Here is a 2895-nt window from a genome sequence, read left to right as displayed (position 1 = left end):
GGGACGGGACGAATGATCGTCGTGATTTGCCCGACAAGGCAAGCTTGTGGGCCTGCGACATGGTAACGCGACGGGCAGTCACACAGGAGGTCACACAGCGGGCGTGCAGTTCAATCCAGTGGCATCGCGTCATCCACCGTCGTCATCCCGGCGAACGCCGGAATCGATAAACATCGAATTGCATGGGATGCGGCCGGAGCTCCAACTCGTCTCAACGACATCAGCCTGTGGTTCTGGATCCCGGCTCGCGCTTCGCTTGGCCGGGACGACAGCGTTCTATTCGCCGTCATTGCGAGGAGCCGAAGGCGACGAAGCAATCCAGTCCTTGCTTGCGGCCGCTGGATTGCTTCGCTTCGCTCGCAATGACCGCGTTACTGTCAGTGGACCTTCAAGTTCAGTAATGCGCCGCCTTTTTTACCGATACGTCGCGACGATATCGCTCACCGCGCGTTCGAGCTGTTGCGCTGTGCCGCATTGGCGGACCACGTTGCAGAATGTCTGGTAGCGCGGCATCTCCGAGTCGCCCCAGCCCCAGGTCATGCGGCCTTCCGGGTTGAGCCAGACCATCCGCTTGGAACGCTCGGAAATGCGCTTCACGATATCGGCGCCGGGATCGAGATTGTTGCTGCGTGCATCGCCGAGCACGATCACGGTGGTCTGCGGCGTCACCGCGCTCATGAACTCCTTTTCGAAATCGACGAACGACGAGCCGTAGTCCGAGGAGCCGAAGCCGACCTTGCCCATGATCTCGGCCATCGCTTCTTCCGGCGACTTTTTCTCCAGGATCTCGCTGACCTCGATCAAATGGCCGGAGAAGGCGAACGAGCGGACGTCGCTGACGACTTCATGCAGACTGTGGATCAGCAGCAGGAAGAAATCCGAGACGCGGGCGACCGAGCCGGAGACGTCGCACAGCGCAACGATCTTCGGCTTGTCGCGGTGCCGGCGTTTCCAGGCAGTGAGGAACGGCACGCCGCCCCAGGCGGCGTTGCGACGGAGCGTGCGACGCACGTTAAGATGGCCGCGGCGCTGCCGTTTGCGCGGCTTGGCATAGCGCTCGCGCAGGCGCCGCGCGATCTGCTTGATCAGCGCGCGCATCTCCTCGACCTGCCGCGGCTCGATGCGTGACAGCGGCGCGTTGCGCAGCACCTCATGGCGTAGATTTTCCGTTTCCTCGCGGCCATACAGCGCGAGCGCCTGCGCCACTGCATCGCGGACTGTCTCGCGCAAGGCCTCAGTGTTGGCCTGCAGCCGTTCGCCGAGGGCGGGATCGCTCTCGGCCAGCGCGTCGAGGTCGTCGCGCAGCCGCTGGATGCCCATCGTCTCCAGCATGCGGCTGGAAAACAGTCCGCGCTGCGTGAAGTAGCGGATATCGGATAGTCTCGTGGCGTTGGCGGCGTTGGCGATGGCGGCCGCTATCTCGTTGCGGTCCTGCGACAGCAGCATTTGCGCCAGCGGGCCGAGATTGCTGCCCTGCTGGCCGCCGGCGCCTTGTGAAGGTTGCGACGATGTGGCAGGCGCGCTGTCCTGCGAGTCATGCTCGGCGTCTTGCGGCTGCGCCGGCTGGGCTTGCGCGAAGAACAGGTCGAAGCAGGCGCCGAGCGCCTTCTTCTCGTCCTCGCTCTTGGCCAAAGTCAACAGCAACGTGTCGCGCAGCACGACACGGTCGGACAAGCCGACCGCTGCCACCGCCCGCATCGCGTCGATGCTCTCGGCCGGCGAGACGTGCACGCCGGCACCGCGTGCCGCCCGGAAGAAGCGATGCAGGTTCTCCTGCATGAGTTTATCCGAAGATGTTCTGGCGCTGTGCCTTGGCGACGAAGGTCGTCACCTGCGGCATCGCCACCTCGATATCGGACTCGTATTTCAGCAGCACGTTGAGCGTATCTTTCACCACCTCATGGCCGAGCTCCGCCGCCTGCAGCAGCACCAGCACGCGCGCCCAGTCGATGGTCTCGCTCACGGACGGCTGCTTTTTCAAATCGAGCGTGCGGATGTCATGGATGAAGCTGACCAGCTGCCGGCGCAGCGTTTGCGAGATGTCGGGGATCCGGCTCTCGACGATGCGCTCCTCCAGCCGCTGCTCGGGAAAGCCGATATGCAGATGCAGGCAGCGGCGCTTCAGCGCGTCGCCGAGGTTGCGCTCGGAATTGGAGGTCAGGATCACGGTCGGCGCGCTCGCGGCCGCGATGGTGCCGAGCTCGGGAATCGTGACCTGGAAATCCGACAGGATTTCCAGCAGTAGCGATTCGAACTCGGCATCCGACTTGTCGATCTCGTCGATCAGCAGCACGCAGCCTTGCGGCTCGAGCAGTGCCTGCAGCAGCGGCCGCGGCTCGACGAATTCCCGGGAGAAGAACACGTCCCCGAAATCATGCAATTGCGCCAGCGCGGCATGCAGGGTCGCGGCGCCGCCCAGCACCTCGCCGAGCTTGTCCTTCAGGATCTGGGTGTAGAGCAGCTGCTTGGCATATTTCCACTCATACAGCGCCTTTGCCTCGTCCAGCCCCTCATAGCATTGCAGGCGGATCATCTTCAGCCCGCGCCAGGCGGCGATCGCCTTCGCCAGCTCGGTCTTGCCGACGCCGGCCGGGCCCTCGACCAGGATCGGTTTCTCGATGGCCTGCGACAGGTACACCGCGGTCGCGATCTGGCGGCTGGCAATGTAGCCCTGGGCGGCGAGGCCGGCTTCGACGGACGCGATCGAGGCGAGAGGGGAGGTGGGCTTGGGGTCGGCCAAGGACGAGCTCCGGAGTGCGAGGCCTGACGCGGCGGTCGAAAGCGTTCCCGGCCCATCTGTTGTTTTTCGTAAAGCCCTGACTTTTATCGGCTTTATGCTATGTCCTCGCTACGCGCCCACAGCGCGAAAGTCCAGTGCAGGTGACGCCGGGCCCC

2 protein-coding genes are annotated in these 2895 nt (G+C 64.1%); both read right to left on the bottom strand.

Annotated features, from left to right (window positions below; all coding sequences use genetic code 11):
* Window positions 1-414: 414 nt before the first annotated feature.
* Window positions 415-1779: a vWA domain-containing protein gene (locus WA702_RS01325; protein WP_425108720.1), complete on the bottom strand. Its 1365-nt coding sequence runs from the start codon at window positions 1777-1779 to the stop codon at window positions 415-417.
* A gap of 4 nt (window positions 1780-1783) precedes the next feature.
* The gene (locus WA702_RS01320) at window positions 1784-2740 is read right to left on the bottom strand and encodes an AAA family ATPase (protein WP_425108719.1); all 957 of its coding nucleotides are present in this window, start codon (window positions 2738-2740) and stop codon (window positions 1784-1786) included.
* Window positions 2741-2895 lie beyond the last annotated feature (155 nt).

The organism is Bradyrhizobium sp. (genome assembly GCF_049798375.1).
GTDB lineage: Bacteria > Pseudomonadota > Alphaproteobacteria > Rhizobiales > Xanthobacteraceae > Bradyrhizobium.
The sequence above is the reverse complement of the archived record's forward strand: the minus strand, read 5'-3'. Positions and strand labels throughout refer to the sequence as shown.